The 16,554-nt window shown below is 62.6% G+C and carries 13 protein-coding genes; all 13 read right to left on the bottom strand.

Features of this window, described 5'->3' with window-relative positions:
• Positions 1-6 precede the first annotated feature (6 nt).
• Positions 7-1,698, bottom strand: a complete 1,692-nt coding sequence (locus OQ248_RS09600; protein WP_265812700.1) for a VWA domain-containing protein — start codon at positions 1,696-1,698, stop codon at positions 7-9.
• A gap of 88 nt (positions 1,699-1,786) precedes the next feature.
• Positions 1,787-2,347, bottom strand: a complete 561-nt coding sequence (locus OQ248_RS09605) for a YbhB/YbcL family Raf kinase inhibitor-like protein (RefSeq protein ID WP_085712643.1) — start codon at positions 2,345-2,347, stop codon at positions 1,787-1,789.
• A 103-nt stretch (positions 2,348-2,450) separates the two neighbouring features.
• A complete protein-coding gene (pgaD, locus tag OQ248_RS09610) occupies positions 2,451-2,981 on the bottom strand; it encodes a poly-beta-1,6-N-acetyl-D-glucosamine biosynthesis protein PgaD (protein WP_114880962.1) in 531 nt (176 codons plus the stop codon).
• Positions 2,978-4,333, bottom strand: a complete 1,356-nt coding sequence (gene pgaC / locus OQ248_RS09615) for a poly-beta-1,6-N-acetyl-D-glucosamine synthase (RefSeq protein ID WP_265812701.1) — start codon at positions 4,331-4,333, stop codon at positions 2,978-2,980. The genes pgaD and pgaC overlap by 4 nt, the downstream gene beginning before the upstream one ends.
• A gap of 1 nt (position 4,334) precedes the next feature.
• A complete protein-coding gene (pgaB, locus tag OQ248_RS09620) occupies positions 4,335-6,332 on the bottom strand; it encodes a poly-beta-1,6-N-acetyl-D-glucosamine N-deacetylase PgaB (RefSeq protein ID WP_265812702.1) in 1,998 nt (665 codons plus the stop codon).
• Positions 6,333-6,344: 12 nt separating this feature from the next.
• Positions 6,345-8,828, bottom strand: coding sequence for a poly-beta-1,6 N-acetyl-D-glucosamine export porin PgaA (pgaA, locus tag OQ248_RS09625; protein ID WP_265812703.1), 2,484 nt, complete (start codon positions 8,826-8,828; stop codon positions 6,345-6,347).
• 258 nt (positions 8,829-9,086) lie between these two features.
• Positions 9,087-10,598: a YdgA family protein gene (locus OQ248_RS09630; RefSeq protein WP_265812704.1), complete on the bottom strand. Its 1,512-nt coding sequence runs from the start codon at positions 10,596-10,598 to the stop codon at positions 9,087-9,089.
• A gap of 199 nt (positions 10,599-10,797) precedes the next feature.
• Entirely contained in the window at positions 10,798-11,433 is a 636-nt protein-coding gene (locus OQ248_RS09635) for an NADH:ubiquinone oxidoreductase subunit N (RefSeq protein ID WP_085733402.1), read from the bottom strand.
• 93 nt (positions 11,434-11,526) lie between these two features.
• On the bottom strand, positions 11,527-12,969 hold the full coding sequence (locus OQ248_RS09640) for an efflux transporter outer membrane subunit (protein WP_265812705.1): 1,443 nt from the start codon (positions 12,967-12,969) through the stop codon (positions 11,527-11,529).
• Positions 12,966-13,850 (bottom strand): HlyD family secretion protein, encoded by an 885-nt coding sequence (locus OQ248_RS09645; protein WP_265812706.1) that lies wholly within the window; start codon positions 13,848-13,850, stop codon positions 12,966-12,968. Before OQ248_RS09645 ends, OQ248_RS09640 begins: the two co-directional genes overlap by 4 nt.
• On the bottom strand, positions 13,847-14,056 hold the full coding sequence (locus tag OQ248_RS09650) for a DUF1656 domain-containing protein (RefSeq protein ID WP_265812707.1): 210 nt from the start codon (positions 14,054-14,056) through the stop codon (positions 13,847-13,849). The genes OQ248_RS09645 and OQ248_RS09650 overlap by 4 nt, the downstream gene beginning before the upstream one ends.
• Complete coding sequence (locus tag OQ248_RS09655) at positions 14,053-16,116, bottom strand: FUSC family protein (protein WP_265812708.1); 2,064 nt, start codon at positions 16,114-16,116, stop codon at positions 14,053-14,055. The genes OQ248_RS09650 and OQ248_RS09655 overlap by 4 nt, the downstream gene beginning before the upstream one ends.
• Positions 16,113-16,541 (bottom strand): MarR family transcriptional regulator, encoded by a 429-nt coding sequence (locus tag OQ248_RS09660; protein WP_248738715.1) that lies wholly within the window; start codon positions 16,539-16,541, stop codon positions 16,113-16,115. The genes OQ248_RS09655 and OQ248_RS09660 overlap by 4 nt, the downstream gene beginning before the upstream one ends.
• Between the last annotated feature and the right edge of the window lie 13 nt (positions 16,542-16,554).

Genomic DNA, 16,554 nt, shown 5'->3' on the forward strand with positions numbered 1-16,554 from the left:
GGCTCACTATTCAATCCGTCGCTCAGTCGCCATCGTGTTGGACGCAGTCGAAGTCCGCAGGCTCTGCGCCAGTTCCACCAGTTGCACGAACTCGTTGCGCAGACCGAAGCGATCATCGCCACGGGCACCTCGGGCCAGTACTTCGGTGTCCTTGAGGCTGAAATCACCGGTGTAGCGGCCGTCCTTGAGTTGCTGGGAAAACGCGGCGACGGCGGCGGCAAATCGCAGATCCTCGCTGGCCGGCGCGACTTGATTGGCAATCGGCCGCTCGATCAGCAGACTTTTCCCACCTTCGGGCTTTTGATATCGCACACGCAGCATCGCCAATTCTCCGTTCTTCCCGGAAATAGCCGGCTCCGACTTACCGTAGCGCAGCGGTTCCAGCCAGCCCTTCTCGCCGGCCGGGACAATTTCATACAGCGCGGTCACCGTATGGCCTGCACCGATTTCACCGGCATCGGCCTTGTCATTGCTGAAATCCTCACGCTTGAGTGCGCGGTTTTCGTAGCCGAGCAGCCGGTATTCACTGACTTGCGCCGGGTTGAATTCCACCTGCAACTTGACGTTCTTCGCCACCACGGCGAGGGTCGAACCGAGCTGATCCACCAACACCTTCCGCGCCTCACGCAGGTTGTCGATGTAGGCGTAGTTACCGTCGCCGGCATCCGCCAGTTGCTCCATCAGGTGTTCATTGTAGTTATCCACACCGAATCCCAGGGTGGTCAGGGAAATCCCTGTCTTGCGTTTATCCACAGCCATTTGCTTGAGGCTGTCGAAGTCGCTGACGCCGACGTTGAAGTCTCCGTCGGTGGCCAGCAGGATGCGGTTGATGCCGTTGGGGATGAACGCTTGTTGAGCCATTTGGTAGGCCAGTTCGATGCCGGAAGCACCTGCGGTCGAGCCTCCCGCCGTCAACTGCTCGATGGCTGTGCGAATTTTCGCTTTTTCCCGTCCGGACGTCGGCTCCAGCACCACTCTGGATTCGCCGGCATACACCACCAGCGAAACGCGATCCTGCTCGCGCAGTTGATCGACCAGCAGCTTCAGGGTGCTTTTGACCAGCGGCAGCCCTTCGCGACGGTCCATCGAGCCGGACACATCCACCAGAAACACCAGATTGGCCGGAGCCAGCTCCGCCACGGCGCGGTCGGACGCCTTGATGCCGATGCGTAGCAAACGGGTGTGCGGATTCCACGGAGTGGCCGCCAGCTCCGTGGTTACACCAAAAGGTGAGCCGTCAGTGGGCAACGCATAGTCGTAGGGAAAATAATTGACCATCTCCTCCAGCCGTACCGCGCCTTCCGGCGGCAGGCGTCCCTGATTCAGCAGACGGCGGACGTTGGCGTAGGCGCCGGTATCCACATCGGCACTGAAGGTCGAGACGGGCGTTTCGGCAACGCTGTGGATCGGGTTATCGGCCAGGGTTTCGTATTGCTCGCGCGGCTCGGCGCGATAGTCCTGTGGATAACTTTCCCCGGCGGGCATCGGTGCAAAACTGGCCGTCGGCGCCGCCAATGCACTGCGCTTGGCCAAAGAGTGATCGGCCATGACCGCTTCTTGCTGCACCACGGGTTTCGAGGGGAGCTGTGCCGGTGGCCGCACGGCGGCGGATTCCGGGTTGGAGGAAACACCGCAACCGGCGACGACCAACAGCACACCGGCAGCCAGGGGTCGCAGAAGCGTCGATGGAAGAGACATGGGGGCTGACCTCGAGGAAGAATTGATCCATTCAACCTCTGAGACGGACAGCCCTATCAGTTCGGGTTAAACGCCGCCGACATTATTTTCAGCGGTGATAACGCCGCACTGCACTGCTGTTGCGCAGCACATGACCTTTGATTTTTTCCAGCAGTTGGGCGCGAGTCAGGCCGGCCGGCAAGGCGTCGGGGGCCAGGTCCAGGGCATAGATCTGAATGATGTAGTGATGTGCGCTGTCGCCGGTCGGCGGGCACGGGCCGACATAGGTGGTCGTGCCTTTGCTGTTGGTGCCGCCCAGGCCTTCGAAAGTCGGCTTGGTGCCGCTGCCGGCCGGGATCTGCCGGGTCGTGGCCTTGATGCCGTAATGAACCCAGTGATCGACGCCCAGGCCTTTCTGGCCGTCCGGATCGTGCATCACGATGGCATAGCTCTGGGTCGCGGCCGGGCCGGCGTTCCAGCTCAGCGCCGGGGACAGGTTCTTGCCGCCACAACCCGCGGCGTCACTGGCCGCCGCCGCGGTGAACAGACGGTTGTCCGAAACACCGGGAATGCTGAGGGTGAAACGCTCTTGGGCCTGCGCCGGAAACTGCACGCAAAGGGCGACGGCAACGGCCGCCAGCCAAGGGTTGAGAGAGGTCAATCGGGTCATTCCGGGAGCACCTTGTGCAGTTGGGCCGTCTTCGGCCTGCAGACTATAGCTGTACCGTTCGTGCCGTGGCAGTGGCAAATGACGCCCATTGGTATCACCGCGCTTACAGACGGTTCGTCGGCTCACGGTTATCGTCGTCCTCGGCATGCAGAAAAATCACCCGCGGATGCTCCAGCGGCGCCAGGGGTGGCGGCAGTTCCGCCGGCTCTACCGGCCACAGGTGCGGCACCACGTGGCTGACGTCACCGTCCTGATTGTTGTGGATGGTGATGACACCGGGGCTGCGAAGCTTCTGCAGGCGGTCATCGCACAGTTTGAAGCTTTTGCTCAGGCCGTCATCGTCGACCACCGGGGCGGCCAGGCGACGCTGGGCGAAACTGCGGCTCTTGCGCTGTTGATAACGGGCCCAGGAAATCAGGATCACGGCGTTGACCAGCGCCACCCACATATAGATCTGCAAGGTGCCAAGGGCTTCGAACGCCGAATTGTCGATGCGCGGCCCGCCGGCATGGGTTTCAATCAGCGGCCACAGCCCGCGCACCAGCAGATACAACAGGCCAACCCAGGCCAGCACCGTGAGGATCACGTCGATCACCACCAGGAATGGCCGCTGGCGGGTCCGGATGATTTTCATTTGATGACCTCCTCTTCGTCGTCGCCCGCCGGTTTGATGCCCCGGTCAGGACTGACCCAGCGCGCACGCTTCTGATGCTGGCCGAACAGCACCTTCGGAAAGCTGACCAGCGTGGTCAGCAGACTGATGAACCAGAACACCAACGGATACCAGACCACCCAGAACATGGTTCTGCCCAGACCCGGCTCGTAGCGTCGGTCGATGACGATGCTGACCGCGAACTGCACCAGGCAGACAAACGCCAGCAGCAGCCCGGTAAAGGCCGGCGGCATCAGGTGATGCACGGCAATGGCCTCGGGCATGACCATGAACTTGCCCATCCCCCAGAAAATCACCGACAGCAGGAATGTAAACGCCCAACCGGTCGACAGGCAGTATTCGAACAGCAGTGGCCACAGATAACGGTGACGGTACTGCCAGATCCCGCGAATGTTCTTGAACAGCACCTCGGCGCCGCCCTGGGCCCAGCGCAGGCGCTGCTTCCACAGGCCACGCAGGGTTTCCGGCATCAGGATCCAGCACAGGGCGCGGGGCTCGTAGAAGATGCTCCAGTGGTCCAGTTGCAGTTTCCAGCTGATATCGATGTCTTCGGTGATCATGTCCGGGCTCCAGTAGCCGACCCGGTTCAACGCCGTGCGACGGAACGCAACGATCACACCGGACACGGTGAAGATCCGCCCGAACACCCGCTGGGTGCGTTTGATCAGCCCGATAATCGACGAGAACTCGCCGACCTGAACCCGCCCGACCAGCGTCGAACGCGTGCGAATCCGCGGGTTGCCTGTCACCGCGCCAAGCCGCGCGTTGTCGAGCATCGGTGCCACGAGATAAGCAGCGGTGTTCGGCGCCAGCAGCGCGTCACCGTCGATGCACACCAGATATTCGCTGCGCGCCGCAATGGCGCCCATGCGCAGGGCCACGGCCTTGCCCTGGTTTTCCGCCAGGTGCAGCACCCGCAGCCGAGGGTCTTCCTTGGCCAGCGCGTCCAGCACTTGCGCGGTGTTGTCCTTGGAGCCGTCGTTGATCGCGATGACTTCGATGTTCGGGTAATGCTGGGCCAACGCCGCGTGAATGGTGTCGGCGGCGTTATCGCCCTCGTTGTAGCAAGGGATCAGGATTGAAATCAGCGGTTCGCCTTCCAGCGGCGGCGGCAGCGTGTCGTCTTTCCACGGCCAGTGCCGCTCCCAGTGCAGCCAGAAATACAGGCCGCCGGAAATCCACAACCCGGACATGAACAGCGGGTAGAAGAACACGAAGTCCATCAGGAATTGCCCGGTGACCAGGAAGATCAGCCCCAGCGGGACGCCGAGGACGATCGCCAGAACAAGCAGGGCCAGCAGTCTATCCAGCATGTCATGGGTTCCATTTGTTGGAGAGCGCAGGCCGCACGGTTTTCAGGTCCGGCAGGTTCTCGAGGAAGTTATCCGGGTAGTAGCCGAAACTCGTCGCGCCCTGACGCTTGAGGCGGCCCATCCAGTCGGCCAGTTGTGCACCGTCGATGTCGGCCTGGTCCTTTTTCGTCCAGTCCCGGGCCTGCAATTCGAACACCGTGCGATCCAGTGCACCGGGGCGCTGTTTGATCTTCGCCACCAGTTCTTCCAGCCACGGGCCGGATTGCGCATGGGTCTGTTTTTCCATGAGCGGCATGGCCATCGGCGCCGTCCAGTCGTAGCTCACGAGGAAGTCGTCGAGGTTCTGTGCGAACCACGCTTCGCTCTCGGGGTTGAGAACCGGCTCGGCGAAGATGTTGCGTGCGGTCAGCACCTGCGGGCCCCGGATCGCCCGGACCTTGGCGGTCAGTTCGTTGGTGAAGTCGATCAGGTAACGGCTCTTGAACCGGGTCCAGCGCTGCATGGCCGCCGGATCATCGCGCAGGGCGGCAATCGAGCCTGGCAGACCATGGGCAACATAGGCCTTCAACGCTTCGGGGCTGGCGTCTTCGAAATCCGACAGCACGGCGTCATCGTGGTAAAGGATGCCGTCCACCGAGGTCAGGCGCGCCACGTCTTCGTAGATCTCACCGATGATCCGCCGCACCTCTGGATCGAACGGCGACAGCCGCTTGTACTGATCCGGGTCGACCGACGTGGTGCCGGTCTTCGGGTCCCAGCGCGTGACCCGTGGCAATTTCGAATCCAACGCAAAACTCAGCACCGGCATCCAGGCGAACACTTTCACGTGAGCCCGGGTACGCAGTTGCCAGGCGACACGGTCAAAAATATCGGCACGCACCGGCAAGTGGCGGTTGGGGAAGTACAGCGAATGCACCAGGCCATCGCCCTTCGGGTCGGCGAAAGCTTGCAGGAATACGGTGTTGGCGCCCATGTCGGCCATGCGCTGGATCAGCTTGCCGAGGTTGACTTCCTGTTGCGCCGGGTCCGGGTCATAAACATTGTCCAGGTCTACGTGCACCACACGCATGGGAGAGTCGGACTGCACCGCTACGATGCTGTTGGCAAAGTGCTCGCCATCCGGGTCAGACGCAACCAGGAACCGAGGGCTGCTCATCAGGTTGTCGAGGGCATCGAGACCGTCATCGAGGGTCAGGGCCATTTCGTAGCCCTGCTCGCTGACCACAGTCAGTGAAGTACCGTCCGCGGTACCGTAGGGCCAGACCCAGACCCGTGGTTTCTTGCCAGTGGCCTTACGGATCTTTTCCGAGATGGTGGCCACGTCAGTGCGGATACGTGCCTGGAAATCCGCTTCGGACTCATAGCGTTTGGTCACAGGATCATAACGCCGGGTCGCGGCCGCCGGCTGCAGGTTGCCTTGCGGGTTGGCGAGGATGCCTTTGTGGCTGGCGTCGGTGTGGGCAGCGATTTCCACCAGGCCGGATTGCGAGATTTCCCGTATCTGATCCCAGGTCAGAAAGTCGGAGCGCTGACGCGGGGTACCGGCAAAATCCACCGGCTGATTCAGCGGTGTGTCGATCCAGACGCCCACCGGTGCCAGCAGCGCATGCCAGTTATAGGCGCGCAGCACTGGCAGCACGCGGGTGTAGAAGCTGGCATAACCATCGTCGAAGCTGAGCAGGATCGCCTTTGGCGGCAGTTCCGGCCCGCCCTTGCGCGCGGCCATGATCTGATCGACCGTCACCGGCTTGTAGTTGTTTTCCCGCAGCCACGCCAGTTGCTCGATCATGCGCTCGGTGCGCACCGCCACCACGGCCTGATCGGGATCACGATCCTCGACGTCGTGATAGGCGATGCCCAGCACGTGGTTTTTCGGCCATGGCTTTTCATTGGCCGCCACCGGGCGCTCGGACGGCGGCGCGAAGGCCGGGGCTTGCTGGGCGCAGGCGCTGATCAGCAGCACTCCCAGCAGAAGGATGAAACGCGAAATCAAAGGCATCTTCAAACTCTTCTAGAAGCGGAAAGTGAGGTCGACGAGCAGACGCAGATCGGTTTCCCGATCACCGTCGTAGGGCCGGTTGATCACACTGAACAAACCGCCCACCTCGAACACGTCGTTCCAGGCATAACGCTGGCCGTAGCCGAGCATCGCCATGCCACCGGTGCCGTGGTCACGTTGGCTGTACGTACCCGCACCGGCCTGGAACTGCTGGCTCCAGGAGGTTTCGTAGCGGTGGTAGAGCACGTGGTTGACGTTGACCGTCGGCATCACGCTGAAGTCCGCCTTCGGGTTGTAGTAAGGCACGTCTTCGGAATTCGAGTTGTGGCTGGTGCTGACTTCCAGACCGGCATCGACCTGCACATGAGTGGTGCTGTAGACGCCTTCGCGCCCGGTCAGCAAGGCTTCGACGCGGTTGTTGCCGTCGCTGAAGTGCGACGGGCTGACCGACAGTTTCCACTCGCGGCTTTCATTGGCGCGCCAGCGGATGAAACCGCTGCCGCCGTTGGCCTTGATGTTGCTGTTCAATGCGCGCAGCGGGGTATCCGCCGACAGGTATTCAAGGCTGCCGCCGTACTGCCAGTTGTCGTTGATGTCCCGGGCAATCGCCAGACGCGCGCCCTGCTTGTCGCCATAACCGTAGGAATGGTTGGAGACTTCCGCTTCGAGGGTCATGTCGCGGGTACGGCGCTCCAGACCGACACGCTGGAAGCGGTGATTGCCGGTGCCTTCAGCGAAATCGCCAGTGGCATAACCGATCCCCGCGAACACGCGCCAGTCTTCATCGATCGGCGGGCTGTACAACGTGCTCTGAATACCAAAGTCCCGGCTGCCGCTGACCGCGCCGGCATTGCCACCGCTGCCGCCATTGGCCTTGCCACCGTAGGCTTCGACGCGCAGCTCGGACATGTCATGCACTTCGCGCTCGCGGGCGGCACGCTGCACCTGACGGTTGTCCGGGAAACGCTCGACGACGTCGTCGGTCAGCGCATCCATCTGCCGCCACTCCTGAAGGGTCATGGCGGTGCGGGCCTGAGCGACTTCCAGGCCCATGTCCCGGGGCACCATGCTCTCGACTTCCTTGAGCTGGCTTTCGGCGCGACGCGGCCATTGGCGGGCCAGGTACAGATCGGCCTGGGACAGGCGCAAGCCGACGTTACCCGGCGCCTGGTCGACCAGGGTCTGCAAGCGATCCTCGCCATGGGGCAGGTCCGCGCCGTAGGTGCCGGCGGCCTGGGCCGACAACAGTTGAGCGTCCATCCAGTCGTCGCTGGGGTTGCCGATGGGCAGGCCCTTGAGTTCGACGCGCGGTTTCTCGTTTTTGGCCAGGTCTTCGGCAACCTTGCGTGCGTCCTCGGCACGGTCGCTTTCCAGTAGCGAGTAGTACAGCGCGGTAGTGTCTTCGAGGCGATCACCGGCATCGGCGTCCGGTGCCGAGAGCACCTGGCGATACAGGTCGGTGGAGACTTCCGGTTGCCGCTGATCCAGATAGGACGCGGCCACCCAGCGCAGGGCGTAGGTCGGAATCTTCACGCCTTCGGCTTGCAGCTTCTGGTATTCGGTAATCACGTCGGCTGTGCGCGCCCGGGCCTTGAGGGCGCCCATGCGGTCGATGCGCCAGCGGGTCACGTCATCGTGGGCGCTGGCGTCGGGGGTCCAGGTGGCGAGCAGTTTGTCGTAGTCGGCCAGTGCGCGGTCGGCGATCACGTAGCGTTCTTTTTCGCTGCGGGTGGCGAATTCGGCAAGGCGCACCCGTTCGGCGGCCAGGTCGCCTTCGAGACGGCGCAGGGTCACCGGGTCGATCAATCCCGGACGCTGGTTGGCCAGGCGCAGTGCAGGCTCGGGCAGGCGGGCCTTTTGCAGGGCGACCACGTATTCACGGGCGACTTCCGGTTTGCTGCCGGCGCGAACGAAGGCCTGATCGTATTCGAACAGTGCGTCGTATTGTTTGCCGACGCGGGTCAGGGCATAGCCCAGTGCGAGACGGCGAGAGGGATCGTCAGGCTTGGCGGCAACCAACGCTTTGGCGCGGGCCACGGCTTCATCGGGTTTGCCGGAATCAGCCTGAGTGAGCGCCAGACCCAGTTGCAGGTCGGCATTGTTCGGCTCCAGCGCCAGGGCCTTGTTGTAGACCTCGGTGGCCTGATCCCAACGCTTGAGATTGCGATAGGCGCGGGCAGTGGCGGTCAGGGCCTGAACAGGCAAAACACGGTTGCGGCCCTCGGTTTCATAAACCTTGACCACTTCGGCATCGAGCCCGGCCCAACTGGCGATTTGCAGGTGATCGCTGACCTGCCCCGTGGTCGACTGGCCCGGCGGAACCTGACGCAGCACGTTCAGTGCAGGCGTGGTCTGCCCGGCACGCGCATCACGCACCATTTGATCATAGGGCGTATCGGCCAGCGCCAATGCGGGCCAGAGCAACTGGCTGCACAGCGCGACTCGAAACAAAGGGCGTAAACCACGATGTAATACGGGAACATCAGTACGCGGCATTCGTCAGCATCCTTACATGGCCAGCCGGGTTGCAATGCCCCCCCTTGCCTGATTCGTAACGGAGGCCAAGTCGCAATCACTCGGCCAAGCTAATCCAAGCAGTCTTGCACGCAAGCGTAGACCAATATTCAGAACACAATATTTGTTCAGATTCGTGACCGGAAACGCGGGGGCTCGCCGCAAACGCAGATTCCAGACAGCAAAACGCCCGGCGTTTGCGAGAGGCAAAGGCCGGGCGTTGAGGTGTTGCGCGGGGTTTTACTGTTCCTGGCTGACGCTGACGCCGGCAAATTTGCTCATCAGGAAACCGACGAATTGCTCGACGGTCATCTTCTGGCCGTTGAACTCCACCTGATTGGCGGCGTAATGCAACTTGGTCGTCACATTGGTGCCATCCAGCGCTGCCAGCTGCGAACCCACGGCCATGCCGGAGAACATGTCAGCGGCGGCGCTGGCCTGATCAACAATGGCTTTGGCATCGGTCTGACCGTCGATCTGGGCCTGTACGCTGAGCAGATCCACAAGCATTGGCTTGGACACCTGCACATTGAGGTCAAGCAGCGCGATCAGCTGTTTGCCCAGTTGATCCGGCGGCAGGTCCATCGAGGCCGGTTTGGTCAGGTCGAGCACCAGATTGGCACGGCTTTCACCGTTGGCGGTTTTCAGCGACAGGTCTTCCAGCGCCAGTTGCGGGCCGGCGGCCAGCAGTTTCTGCATGTCAGCCTTGACCTGGGCGGACTCGGCTTCGGTCAGGTTCAGCTCGGGCGCCGGCAGGCCGGCGGCAGTCGCTTCGGCGGCGGCTTTTTCGTACGGCTGCAGCTTGGTCTGGTAGATCTGCATCAGCGACAGGGCCGACGGGATGTCGAGGTTCTTCAGGCTCATCGCCAGGTTGGCCGAGCCGATTTTCTTGTCGTTGAGGGTCACTTCGCCGATTTTGTAGTCGGCACGACCGGAGGCGTTGCTGCCGTTCTCTTCGGTGAGGTTCTTCATCTCGAAGTTCTTCACGCCCAGCACCAACTGCTTGGCGCCGAAAGTGGTTTTGCTGCTGGTCAGCTCAAGAGTGTTCTCGCCGGTGTAATAGCCGTAGCTGCTCTTGTTCAGGTTGCTGGCCAGAGTCAGGCCGTTGAGTTCGATCTGCACCGGCGCCTGATCTTCAGCCACTGTGGTCAGGTGCAGGCTGTCCATGTAGCCGTTGGCCTTGACCTTCTGCGCCTGGGCGCTGGCGGAGATGTCCATGTTCAGGCCGGAAAACTTCAGGCTCGACTTGTCGTCCAGCGCGGTTTCCAGCGGCAGCAGTTCAATGTTGCCAGTGGTGGACTGATCGTAGCCGATGTTGACCACACCCTTGAGTGGCGCAGCGCCCTTGGTGGCGGCGAACCATTTTTCGGTGACCGGCGTCTTTTCCAGCTCGTAGTGACTGGTGGCCATGACCGGCAGCCATTTCAGCGAGACCAGACGCGAGAACGGCAGCGGGCCGTGTTCGATGTGGTCGACGAACAGCAGCTCGACCGGCGCTTCGCCGAACATCTCGCCTTCACCCTTGAGGCGATAGTGCGCGGTGCTGCTGAAGGTGTGACGCTCCAGCGATACCAGCTCCAGCGACGCGCTGCCGTTGGAACCGGCCATGGCGGTCTGCAGCTCTTTGTTGGCGTCGACGACGGCGTTGTTGAGCACGCCTTCAATTTTGGTGCCCGTATACCAGGCCCCGCCGACGCTGATGGCGCCGATGGCAACAACGATTCCGAGAAGCACGCCTGCTGATTTATTCATGAATGACCTGATCGATTTCCGTGGCTGAAGGTGTGGTCGTCTTCCGTGAACCCGTGACCGGGTCGTGGCTCGACTCCGCTGAATTTAGCGGTGGAGATTAGCACTGGCCGCGCAGGGCGGCCCAATGTTTAAAGGTTAAAGAGTGTCCACGGGACATGGACAAACAAAAAGATCGCCGGGTTCGGCGATCTTTTCGGGATCAGGAATATTGGACCTCGATCTCGTCGAGCTGATGATCGAAGCTTTTCAGCCGCGCGGTCCAGGTGTACACGAGCACCTCGAAATCCCGGTCGATCACCGCCCCGCCCGGCCCGTCGTTGCGCGGGTCACAGAAATCCAGTTGATAGCGCTCGCGGGCCATGGCCGTGGCCACGTCGGACAGCTCACGGGCATTGTTCAACCAGTGCCAGCCGTCATCGGCGACTTGCCTGTCGAGTTCCAGGCATTGTTTTTTCAGGGCTTCGAGGCTTTTTTCCAGCGGGGTGCCGGTGAGTTCGCCCATGACCTCGGCGAAGGTGCGTCCGGGTTGCCAGTAGCTGCCCCAGAAGTAGCGGTCGAACACGGTTTCGACTTTGCGCAACGCGACTTTGGTGTCCCAGATCAGCAGCAAGGTCTTGCTCTGCTCAAGCTGTCTTTTCTTGAGCTTTTGCACCTGCACCAACGACCAGGCCACCACCACAATCGCCATCACTGCGATCAACGCGGTCGCGCTGTCGAGGAAGACCATAGCCTTGTCGATCTGATGGGCCAGCATGATGCCGTAGAAATAGGTGGCAGACAGCAGCACCAGTGCGACCAGGGCGCACCAGAAGCCGAGAGCGTAAGGGTTTTTCATTATTGGTTTCCCCTAGACCTGCGCTAGCAATGTGCACTGGAAAGGCGCCTTGCTCAGGGCGCCCCTCCAACACTTCAAAGCATAGCAACGGCCTCAGGGTTTGCTGGCGCTCGAGGCTTGCGTTCGTCCGCTTTCCCAACCGCCGCCGAGGGCGAGGAACAAATCGATCTGGCTCATGGCAACCTGGGTGTTGGCGGCGGCCAGTTGCGCAGTGACATCGGTGTAGGTGCGGGTGGCTTGCAGGTCGGCAAGGAACGACTCGCGGCCCGCCTGGAAGAAGCGGTGCGTCTGGTCAGCCGCCAGCTTCGCCGACTGCTCGGCATCGGCCAGGGCATCGCGGCGTTGCAACAGCGCGGTGTACTGAGCCAGACCGGTCTGGGTTTCGCGGATGGCGTTGAGCACCACGCCGTCGAAATGCGCCAGTGCGCCCTGGGTTGAGGCTTCGGCTTCGCGGATACGTGCCCGGGCGCCGTTGGTCGGCACTTTCCAGCTCAGCGACGGGCCAAAGCCCCAGCGGTTGGTCGACGGGTCGCCAAGGTCGGAGACAATGCCGACGGTGCCGATGGTCGCGCCGATGCTGATGTCCGGGTACAGCTCGCCGGTGGCGATGCCGATGCCGGCGGTCGCGGCGGCCAGGCGACGCTCGGCCTGGCGGATGTCAGGCCGACGCTTGAGCAGCGCCGCACCATCGCCGACCGGCACCAATTGAGCGATTTTCGGTAGTTCGGCGCAGGTCGCGGTGCCGGCCGGCAATTGATCGACCGGTTTGGCCAGCAGCATCGACAGACGGAACAGCCCGGCCTGACGCGCCGCTTCATAGCGCGGCAGATCAGCGCGCAGGGACTTGAATTGAGTCTGCGAACGGGTGACCTGGGTTTCGTCGCCGCGCCCGGCATCGCGCAGGCGCTGAATCAGCGTGGTGCTCTGGGATTGCAGGTCGAGGGAATGCTGGGCGATTTCCCGCTCTTCGTTGGCCGCGCAAACCTGGGTGTAAGCCCGGACCACATCGGCGACCAGGGTGATGCGCGCGGTGTCGGCGGCGGCCTGGGTCGCGTCGGCGTTGGCTTTCGCCGCTTCGATCCCGCGCTGCAGGACGCCCCACAGGTCGAACTGATACGAGGCGCTGATGCCGATGTCGGCGACATTGGCCACCGGGACTTTCTCCGGCAGCAGGAACGCCTGACCGGACTCCTGCAAGCGCTGGGCGCCCATTTTCACGCCACCGCTCCAGCCCCCGGCCGCCTCGGCCTCATCGACCTGCGCGCGAGCCCGCGACAGGTTCGCCGCCGCCACCCGCAGATCGGTGTTGGACGCCATGGCCTGCTGCACCAGTTGGTCCAGACGCGGATCGCGATACAGCCGCCACCAGTCCGCCGGCACCGGCGTAGAAACCACAGGCTTGCCGGCCACCGCCAGATCGCCCTGAAAATCCTTGCGCTGAATCGCCGCATCGCCCGGCAGGTGATAGTCCGGCCCGACCATGGAGCAGGCCGACAACATCACCCCCAAACCGGCGACCATCAGGGCCCTGCTCATTTCGCGGGCTCCTGCTGATCATCGATGATCGAGACCGTGGCGGTACGCCCGGCGATCATGCGGAAGTCATCCGGCACGTCGTCGAAGGCAATGCGCACTGGAATCCGCTGGGCCAGACGCACCCAGCTGAAGGCCGGGTTGACGTTGGGCAGCAGGTTGCTGCCGCTCGAGCGGTCACGGTCTTCGATGCCGGCGACGATGCTTTCGACATGCCCGCGCAAACGGGCGCGGTCGCCGATCACGCGGATATCCACCGACTGACCGATATGGATGCCGTCGAGTTTGGTCTCTTCGAAATAGCCGTCGATGTGGAACGAATTGCTGTCCACCACCGACAACACCGGACGCCCGGCGGTGACGAACTCTTGTGCGCGCGGCGCACGGTCGTTGACGTAGCCGTCCACCGGGCTGCGGATCACCGAGCGGTCGAGGTTGAGCTGGGCGCTGTCCACCGTCACCAGCGCTTCAGCCAGTGCCGATTGCGCGCGGGCGACTTTCGACTGGCTCTCTTCCAGCTGTTCGGCCGGCACCAGATTGCCCAAGCCACGGTTACGCTTGGCTTCACGCTGGGCCTGAGCCAGGGTTTCTTCGCGGTCGGCAACGGCTGCCTTGGCCTGACGCAACGCCAGTTTGAAACGGTCCTGATCGATGCTGAAGAGCACCTGGCCACGTTTCACCAACTGGTTGTCCTTGACCTCGACCTGCTGGATCAGCCCGGACACGTCCGGGGCGATCTGCACAATGTCGGCGCGAATGTGGCCGTCACGGGTCCAGGGCGCGAACATGTAATACATCACCATGCGCCAGACCACGACGACGGCGAAAGCCACGATCAGCAAGGTCAGCATCACGCGACCGATAGTCAAAAACGGTTTTTTCATGTCATCAGGTATCGACTGAGTGAGTCCACGCCGAACAGCATCACGGCGTAGAGGGCCACGTTGAACAATGCCCGGTGCCAGACCAGACGGTAGAAATGCAGGCGTGTGAGCACGCCGTGTACCAGCACGAACAACACGTAGGTGATGCCCATCAGCACCAGCAGGGTCGGCAGGAAGATGCCGCTGATGTCCAGGTCACCGATCATAGGGGCGCTCCTTCGGGCAGCGGTTCTTCGGGCTCGGCACTGGAGACGAATTCGACGCCGGGCAACAGCGCCAGACGCAAACCGCTCAAGGCGTGCAACAGGTGTAGTCGGGTTTCTTCATCACCGTGACCATTGAGCGCACGACGGGTGCGGTCCATGGTCATCAGCAAGGCGCTGGGCGCCGGCAGGCGTTCGCCGGCCTTGAGGCAGGCGCGGAAATACTCGCCGACCTCGGCCACCACTTGCTGCAGCAACGCGTTCGGCGCACCGGTCACGCGCGGGGTGTAGGCCAGCAGATCGAGCAGGTTCAGCCCCACCCGCACTTCGCGCATGGCGATGCCGGTGTCCTGACCGGTCAGCGCCAGACGCGGCAGGTGCTGCATCAGGCGGTCGAGCAACTGCACGCCCAATTGACGGTGCTCGGCGAGGTTCGCCGGCTCGGTCATGCTGACGATGTCTTTCCAGCTGAAACGGGTCAGGCGCTTGGCCGCCAGTTCGGCACCGAACGGCCTGGCGATCAGGGTCCAGATGAAAGCGAACAACAGCCCCAGCGGCCCCGCCAGGTTGGAGTTGGCGAACGCAAAGAAGTCGGCGTCGTAGGCGCCCTGGATGCTGATGAACGACGAGGTGTTGACCAGCGTCAGCAGCATGCCGAGGTAAAACCGTGGCTGTACCGTCAGGGTACCGACGCAGATGAACGGAATGGCAAACGCCAGCACCAGCATCGGGAAATCGTGCAGGTTCGGCAGCACCAGAAACAGGTACAGACTGGCGAACAGCACCGACATCCCGGTCCAGAAAAAGAACCGGTAAATCTGCGGCGCCGGGTCGTCCATCGAGGCAAAGAAACTGCACGACACCGCCGCCAGAATCACCGCGCTGCCGCCGTCGGTCCAGCCCAGCAGAATCCACAATGTCGAGGCGACGATGATCGCCAGAATGGTCGACGCCACCGAGTAAAGCATCAGCCCACGGTCGAGGAACGGCGTCAGACGACCGAGGCGCCAGTGGCGGTAAACCGCGCGCCAGCTGTCCTGGCGTTCGCACAGAATCGCGTCCTGCAGACTGCGGCAGTCCTGCCACAGATCGATGAATTCGCCGAGGCGGTACAGCGCGTTAGAAAACAGCAACTGCTTGCGATCTTCCAGGGCTTCGGCGCCTGGTTGCAGGGCTTCGAGCTGATCCCGCAGGGCTTGCCAGCGGTCGAGATCGGCGTCTTTGTAGCCAAGCCATTCACGGGTGGCCGTGAGCAGCGGCGCGAATTTTTCCACCAGTTCCGGCGTGCGCCGTTCGAGGGCGTAGAGCGAATCCTCCAGCGCATCGATCACCGGCAGCAGATGGATCATCCGCCCGCGCAGTTCCTTGGTGTTGCGCACCGTCTGCGGCCGCGCGCCTTCGTGGGGCAACTGGCCGATCATCAATTCCAGGCTGTTGAAACTGCCGACCATGGCCATGCGCAGGGCGGTGACTTCTTCGGGATTCACGTCACGGCTGAGGAATTTCAGGCTGTAGGTGGTCGCGTCGGCGAACCACTTGCCCACGGCATCGTTGAACACCGGCGCCAGGCGCCGTGGCCAGAACATCGCACCGACCACGGCAGCGACCGCGATGCCGAGGAAGATCTCTTCAGTCCGCGCTTCCGCCACGTCCCACACCGCCAGCGGGTTATCCACTACCGGCAGGGCGATCAGCGGCAAGGTGTAGCCGGCGAGCATCAACGCGTAGTTGTTGGCGGTGCGCAGATGCAGGGACAGGAACAGCAGAATCCCGGTCCACAACGCGATGACCACCACCAGCACATAGGGGCTCTGGACAAACATCGGCACGAACAGCACCGCCGCAGCGGCGCCGAGGAACGTACCGATCGCCCGATACAGCGCCTTGGAACTGGTCGGCCCGAGGAACGGGCTGGAAACGATGTACACCGTGGCCATCGCCCAGTACGGACGCGGCATCTGCATCAGCAAAGCGATATACAACGCGATCATCGAGGCCGCGAAAGTGCGTATCCCGTAGAACCAGTCCCGGGCCGGAGGAATGCCGGAAAAAAAGCCGTTCACGGATGGGTCACCGCTGGCGGACTGGCCGCTTCGAAAGCTCTCAATACTCGAAGCGTAGCTTCCAGATCACTCCGGTCGATGCCTTCGAGCACTTCATGACGCAGACGCACCAGCTCGCCTTCCACCGCCTGCACCAGTTCGCGGCCGGTGTCGGTCAGGCTCAGGCATTTGGCCCGGCGATCCTGCGGATCTTCAGTGCGGCAGACGTAGCCTGCGTGGCACAACTGATCGAGCAACCGCACCAGCGAAGGACTCTCGATCCCCGCCGCCTGCGCCACCTGCACCTGATGCACGCGCTCCCCCAGCCGCCCGATCATCAAGAGCGGGACCGCGCAGGCTTCGGAAATTCCATAGTTGACCAGCGTGGTCTGGCAGATCTTCCGCCAATGCCTGGCGGCCACCACCATGGCACTGCTGATGTTCATCTGGAGGGATTCG

Origin of the sequence: Pseudomonas sp. COW5 (assembly GCF_026240005.1) — a bacterium.
GTDB classification, from domain to species: Bacteria; Pseudomonadota; Gammaproteobacteria; order Pseudomonadales; family Pseudomonadaceae; genus Aquipseudomonas; species Aquipseudomonas kribbensis.

Excerpts from the sequence above, each read along its gene's own strand:
- OQ248_RS09600 (WP_265812700.1), bottom strand. The coding sequence starts at position 1,698 with ATGTCTCTTCCATCGACGCTTCTGCGACCCCTGGCTGCCGGTGTGCTG.
- OQ248_RS09605 (WP_085712643.1), bottom strand. The coding sequence starts at position 2,347 with ATGACCCGATTGACCTCTCTCAACCCTTGGCTGGCGGCCGTTGCCGTC.
- pgaD (WP_114880962.1), bottom strand. The coding sequence starts at position 2,981 with ATGAAAATCATCCGGACCCGCCAGCGGCCATTCCTGGTGGTGATCGAC.
- pgaC (WP_265812701.1), bottom strand. The coding sequence starts at position 4,333 with ATGCTGGATAGACTGCTGGCCCTGCTTGTTCTGGCGATCGTCCTCGGC.
- pgaB (WP_265812702.1), bottom strand. The coding sequence starts at position 6,332 with ATGCCTTTGATTTCGCGTTTCATCCTTCTGCTGGGAGTGCTGCTGATC.
- pgaA (WP_265812703.1), bottom strand. The coding sequence starts at position 8,828 with ATGCCGCGTACTGATGTTCCCGTATTACATCGTGGTTTACGCCCTTTG.
- OQ248_RS09630 (WP_265812704.1), bottom strand. The coding sequence starts at position 10,598 with ATGAATAAATCAGCAGGCGTGCTTCTCGGAATCGTTGTTGCCATCGGC.
- OQ248_RS09635 (WP_085733402.1), bottom strand. The coding sequence starts at position 11,433 with ATGAAAAACCCTTACGCTCTCGGCTTCTGGTGCGCCCTGGTCGCACTG.
- OQ248_RS09640 (WP_265812705.1), bottom strand. The coding sequence starts at position 12,969 with ATGAGCAGGGCCCTGATGGTCGCCGGTTTGGGGGTGATGTTGTCGGCC.
- OQ248_RS09645 (WP_265812706.1), bottom strand. The coding sequence starts at position 13,850 with ATGAAAAAACCGTTTTTGACTATCGGTCGCGTGATGCTGACCTTGCTG.
- OQ248_RS09650 (WP_265812707.1), bottom strand. The coding sequence starts at position 14,056 with ATGATCGGTGACCTGGACATCAGCGGCATCTTCCTGCCGACCCTGCTG.
- OQ248_RS09660 (WP_248738715.1), bottom strand. The coding sequence starts at position 16,541 with ATGAACATCAGCAGTGCCATGGTGGTGGCCGCCAGGCATTGGCGGAAG.